Origin of the sequence: Hansschlegelia beijingensis (assembly GCF_045505405.1) — a bacterium.
Classification (GTDB): Bacteria; Pseudomonadota; Alphaproteobacteria; order Rhizobiales; family Methylopilaceae; genus Methylopila; species Methylopila beijingensis_A.
Genome location: NZ_JBJKEX010000375.1, coordinates 1 through 2,918, shown reverse-complemented (window position 1 = coordinate 2,918; position 2,918 = coordinate 1). Strand labels below are relative to the sequence as shown.

Annotated in this window: 3 protein-coding genes and 1 pseudogene; all 4 read right to left on the bottom strand. The window is 65.0% G+C overall.

The window, feature by feature from the left end; genetic code table 11:
- On the bottom strand, positions 1–127 hold a 127-nt coding region (locus ACIKT0_RS16250), incomplete at its 3' end, for a GTP-binding protein (protein ID WP_407106412.1).
- Positions 128–190: 63 nt separating this feature from the next.
- Positions 191–2,266, bottom strand: coding sequence for an elongation factor G (fusA, locus tag ACIKT0_RS16245; RefSeq protein ID WP_407106410.1), 2,076 nt, complete (start codon positions 2,264–2,266; stop codon positions 191–193).
- A gap of 26 nt (positions 2,267–2,292) precedes the next feature.
- A complete protein-coding gene (gene rpsG / locus ACIKT0_RS16240) occupies positions 2,293–2,763 on the bottom strand; it encodes a 30S ribosomal protein S7 (protein ID WP_407106409.1) in 471 nt (156 codons plus the stop codon).
- A gap of 11 nt (positions 2,764–2,774) precedes the next feature.
- A pseudogene (gene rpsL / locus ACIKT0_RS16235) lies at positions 2,775–2,918 on the bottom strand (30S ribosomal protein S12); the annotation flags it as partial.

Genomic DNA, 2,918 nt, shown 5'->3' with positions numbered 1-2,918 from the left:
TCGCGCCGCCCGTCTCGGCAAGGATCTTCGTGATCGCAGCCGTCAGGGACGTCTTGCCATGGTCGACATGGCCAATCGTCCCGATGTTGCAATGCGGCTTCGTCCGCGCGAACTTTTCCTTGGCCATGGCGAAGGCTCCGTTCTTCTCTGAACTTCGTATCTATGGGGTTCGTCGTAACTCGCTGTCGGATCAGGCGTACTTCGCCTGAACCTCCTGCGCGACATTGGACGGAACCTGCTCGTAGTGGTCGAATTCCATGCTGTAGTTCGCCCGCCCCTGGCTGAACGAACGCAGCGTGTTGATGTAGCCGAACATGCTGGCCAGCGGGACCATGGCGTGCACGACATTCGCGTTGCCGCGCATGTCCTGGCCCTGGATCTGCCCGCGCCGCGAGTTCAGATCGCCGATGACGGAGCCGGTGTATTCCTCCGGCGTCACGACCTCGACCTTCATGATCGGCTCCAGCAGCACCGCGCCGCCCTTCTGCAGGGCCTCACGGAACGCCGCGCGGGACGCGATCTCGAAGGCGAGCGCCGAGGAGTCGACCTCGTGGTAGGCGCCGTCGATCAGTTCGACCTTGACGTCGACGACCGGGAAGCCGGCAACCGTGCCGGCGCCGAGCACCGACTCGAGGCCCTTCTGGACGCCCGGGATGTACTCCTTCGGCACCGCGCCGCCGACGATCTTCGACTCGAAGGCGAAGCCGGCGCCTGCCTCGTTCGGCTCGACGTGGAACTTCACGCGGGCGAACTGACCGGTGCCGCCGGTCTGCTTCTTGTGCGTGTAGTCGACGTCGACCGGCTTGGTCAGCGTCTCACGGTAGGCCACCTGCGGGGCGCCGATGTTGGCGTCCACCTTGTAGGTGCGGCGCAGGATGTCGACCTTGATGTCGAGGTGGAGCTCGCCCATGCCCTTCAGGATCGTCTGGCCGGACTCGGTGTCCGTCGAGACGCGGAAGGACGGGTCCTCGGCGGCGAGCTTCGAGAGCGCGACGCCCAGCTTCTCCTGGTCGGCCTTGGTCTTCGGCTCGATCGCGATGGTGATCACCGGCTCCGGGAACACCATCTGCTCGAGGATCACGGGCTTCGCCGGATCGCACAGCGTGTCGCCGGTGCGGACGTCCTTGAGGCCGGCGAGAGCGACGATGTCGCCCGCATAGGCTTCCTTGATGTCCTCGCGGTTGTTCGCATGCATCAGGAGCATGCGGCCGACGCGCTCCTTCTTGTCGCGGGTCGAGTTCAGCAGGGTCGAACCCGACTCCAGCTTGCCCGAATAGACGCGGCAGAAGGTGATCGTGCCGACGAACGGGTCGTCCATGATCTTGAACGCCAGGACGGACAGACCTTCGTCGTCCGACGGATTCCGGACCACCGGCTCTTCGGTCTTGAAGTCGATGCCATGCACCGCGCCGCGATCGAGCGGGGACGGGAGATAGTCGACGACGGCGTCGAGCAGCGGCTGAACGCCCTTGTTCTTGAACGCGGAGCCGCAGAGCACCGGCGTGAACGCGCGGGTCAGCACGGCCTTGCGGATCAGGGACTTCAGCGTCGCCTCGTCCGGCTCCTCGCCCTCGAGGAACTTCTCGAGCGCCGTGTCGTCGAGCTCGACCGCCGCCTCGATCATCTTGGCGCGGTACTCGACGGCCTGATCGAGCAGGTCAGCCGGAATGTCCTCGTCGTGGAAGCTCGCGCCGAGGTTCTCGGTCTCCCACACGACCGCCTTCATGCGGACCAGGTCGATGATCCCAAGGAACGCGCTCTCGGAGCCGATCGGCAGCTGGATCGCCACCGGCTTGCCGGCGACGCGGGTGTCGATCTCGGAAAGGCAGCGGAAGAAGTCGGCGCCGATCTTGTCCATCTTGTTGACGAACACGATGCGCGGAACTTCGTACTTGTCGGCCTGGCGCCACACCGTCTCGGTCTGCGGCTCGACGCCGGCGTTGCCGTCCAGCACGCATACCGCGCCGTCGAGCACGCGCAGCGAACGCTCGACTTCGATCGTGAAGTCGACGTGGCCCGGGGTGTCGATGATGTTGAGGCGCTTGTCTTTCCAGAAGGTCGTCGTCGCGGCGGACGTGATCGTGATGCCGCGCTCCTGCTCCTGCTCCATCCAGTCCATCGTCGCGGCGCCGTCGTGGACTTCGCCGATCTTATGGGACTTTCCGGAATAGAACAGGACGCGCTCGGTCGTCGTCGTCTTGCCGGCATCGATGTGAGCCATGATGCCGAAGTTACGATAGTTCTCGATCGAGTGGCTGCGGGGCATGATCGCGTCCTTAACTTAGTCTCGGGTCACCAGCGGTAGTGCGAGAAGGCGCGGTTCGCTTCCGCCATGCGGTGCGTATCCTCGCGCTTCTTCACCGCGGCTCCGCGGTTATTCGAGGCGTCGATCAGCTCGGCGGAAAGCCGGTCGATCATGGTCTTTTCGTTGCGAGCGCGGGCCGAGGAAAGCAGCCAGCGCAGCGCGAGAGCCTGACGGCGCTCCGGACGAACCTCGACCGGGACCTGGTAGGTCGCGCCGCCGACGCGGCGGGAGCGGACCTCGAGGGCCGGCGCGATGTTCTCGAGCGCCTGATGGAACACCGCGACGGGGCTCTGCTTGAGCTTCGACTCGACGGTGTCGAACGCGCCGTAAACGATGGATTCGGCGGTCGACTTCTTGCCGTGCTGCATCACGGTGTTCATGAACTTCGTGACCACGACGTCCCCGAACTTCGGATCGGGATGGACTTCGCGGCGTTCGGCGGAGTGACGACGGGACATCGCTCAGTTCCTCACTTCGGCCGCTTGGCGCCGTACTTCGAACGACGCTGCTTGCGGTTCTTCACGCCCTGCGTGTCGAGCACGCCGCGGAGGATGTGGTAACGCACGCCCGGAAGGTCCTTCACGCGGCCGCCGCGGATCATGACCACCGAGTG

Bases quoted from the DNA above. Each gene is read 5' to 3' on its own strand.
- fusA (WP_407106410.1), bottom strand. From the start codon at position 2,266: ATGCCCCGCAGCCACTCGATCGAGAACTATCGTAACTTCGGCATCATG.
- rpsG (WP_407106409.1), bottom strand. From the start codon at position 2,763: ATGTCCCGTCGTCACTCCGCCGAACGCCGCGAAGTCCATCCCGATCCG.